Source organism: Porphyromonas bennonis DSM 23058 = JCM 16335, assembly GCF_000375645.1.
GTDB classification, from domain to species: domain Bacteria; phylum Bacteroidota; class Bacteroidia; order Bacteroidales; family Porphyromonadaceae; genus Porphyromonas_A; species Porphyromonas_A bennonis.
This window is the reverse complement of sequence record NZ_AQWR01000077.1, coordinates 1-2436: the sequence shown is the minus strand read 5'-3', so window position 1 is coordinate 2436 and position 2436 is coordinate 1. Positions and strand designations below refer to the sequence as shown.

Annotated in this window: 2 protein-coding genes; both read left to right on the top strand. The window is 59.4% G+C overall.

Annotated elements, in window-relative coordinates; all coding sequences use genetic code 11:
- On the top strand, positions 1-1390 hold a 1390-nt coding region (locus B088_RS08095), incomplete at its 5' end, for an alpha amylase C-terminal domain-containing protein (protein WP_018107924.1).
- Positions 1391-1395: 5 nt separating this feature from the next.
- Complete coding sequence (locus B088_RS08090; RefSeq protein WP_018107923.1) at positions 1396-2406, top strand: type I phosphomannose isomerase catalytic subunit; 1011 nt, start codon at positions 1396-1398, stop codon at positions 2404-2406.
- The last annotated feature ends 30 nt before the right edge of the window (positions 2407-2436 follow it).

The following is a 2436-nucleotide window of genomic DNA, read 5'->3' as shown; positions in this document are numbered from 1 at the left end:
GATCATGGCGATCATGGAGCACCCTTACTACGGATCTTTTGGGTATCAGGTGACTAATTTCTTCGCCCCCTCATCCCGCTTCGGTACACCAGATGACCTGCGCGCGCTGATCGACGAGGCGCACCGGCTCGGGCTGCTTGTCATCATGGATATCGTCCACTCCCATGCAGCGAGGAATGAGGAGGAGGGGCTCGCGCGCTTTGACGGCACCTACACCCAGTACTTCCATGGCGGCGAGCGAATGCTACACCCGGCGTGGAACTCGATGTGCTTTGACTACGGGAAAAACGAGGTGCTCCACTTCCTCCTCTCCAATTGTAAGTATTGGCTCGAGAGCTTCCACTTCGATGGCTTCCGCTTCGATGGCGTCACCTCAATGCTTTACCTCAATCATGGTCTCGGTCAGGCTTTCTGCACCTACTCCGACTACTACAATGGCGGACAGGATGGCGATGCGATTATGTACCTCACCCTCGCCAATCAGCTGATCCATGAGGTCTACCCCGATGCCATCACCATCGCTGAGGAGGTGAGCGGCATGCCGGGCATCGGTGTGCCGGTGAAGGACGGCGGCTACGGCTTCGACTACCGTCTCCAGATGAATATACCCGACTACTGGATCAAGATCATCAAGGAGCGTCGCGATGAGGAGTGGACCCCCGGCTCCATCTGGTGGGAGACCACCAACCGCCGAAGTGACGAGAAGAGCATCTCCTACGCCGAGTCACACGATCAAGCGCTGGTCGGCGACAAGACGATCATCTTCCGCCTCATCGATGCCGAGATGTACGACCATATGGACCGGGCACACCACACCGAGGCGGTGGACCGCGGTACGGCACTCCACAAGATGATCCGTCTCGTCACCTGCACCACGATGAATGGCGGGTATCTCAATTTTATGGGAAACGAATTTGGGCACCCGGAGTGGATCGACTTCCCTCGCGAGGGCAATGGCTGGAGCTACAAGTATGCCCGTCGCCAGTGGAGCCTGGCCACGAATGGCTTCCTCAAGTACAGCCTCCTCGAGGACTTTGACGAGGCGATGCTCGAGCTCGTCAAGAGTGTCCCCGACTTTGAGAGAATACCGGTGGTCAAGCTCTGGGACCAGGACCAGGATCAGGTACTCGCCTACTCCCGTGGGGATCTCGTCTTTGTCTACAACTTCAGCCCCACACGCGCCTTCACAGACTACGGCATCCTCGCCCCATCGGGCAAGTACACGATCGTCCTCGACAGCGACGACCCGAGATTTGGCGGCTACGATCGTCAGGATCACTCCGTGGCGCACCTCACCCAGTACGACCCCCACTTCATGGAGGACGGCAAGGGCTGGCTCAAGCTCTACCTCCCCCCGCGTACCGCCCTTGTCCTTAAGAAATCAAAGTAAAACCGATGTCTCACCCCTCTTCCTTACCTCTCTACCCGCTCACCTTTGACGCTCCCTTCAAGCGAAAAATCTGGGGCGGTGACCGAATATTCAAGTACAAAGGACTGCCCTCTCCCTATAACGACATCGGCGAGAGCTGGGAGGTCTCACCTATGCCGGGCGATGAGTCGGTCGTTGCCGCCGGTCCTCTCAAGGGTGTCGACCTACCAACGCTCACCCAAGAGTATGGGGAGCGGCTCCTCGGTCGTCACGTCAGGGAGCGCTTCGGGGACTCCTTTCCCCTCCTCATCAAGGTCATCGACTCGCGACAGGATCTCTCTGTGCAGGTCCACCCCAACGACGACTACGCCCGCGAGCATGAGCACTCCCGCGGCAAGACAGAGATGTGGTACCTACTTGACCCCACTCCCGACGCCACCATCCGCGCCGGCTGGTCGAGAGAGACGAGCCCCGAGCAGCTGCGAGAGCTGGTCAAGAGCGATGCTGTGATGGACTACATCCACAGCTACCACGCCGAGCGGGGGGATGTCTTTTACCTCCCGGCGGGTAAGGTCCACACCATCGGTGCCGGCTGCCTGCTCCTTGAGATACAGGAGGCGTCTGATATCACTTACCGGCTCTACGACTTCGGTAGGACCGACGCCCAAGGGCGGACCCGTGAGCTACACATCGACCGAGCTGTCGAGGTGATCAACTACGAGGTCGACCGGGACGGCAAGGCGACCTATGACCGGGAGCGAAAGGATGCCCTCGTCACACTTGTCCGAAGCCCCTACTTCTGCACCTCGGTCCTACGCCTGACAAAGGACTTCGCCCTGCCGGTTGCAGAGCGTGACTCCTTCACCTACCTCTTCTGCGAGGAGGGCGAGGTGGCGATCACCACCGACGGCGGTGAGCTCCGCCTCACCAAGGGACACGGCGCCCTGCTCCCCGCTGAGCTGCATCGCGCCAACCTCCATCCCCTCACCCCCGAGACCCACCTCGTCGACGTCTACGTACCACAGAGTCATACCTGATCCTCATCATTGTTGCTATAGGACTCTTGA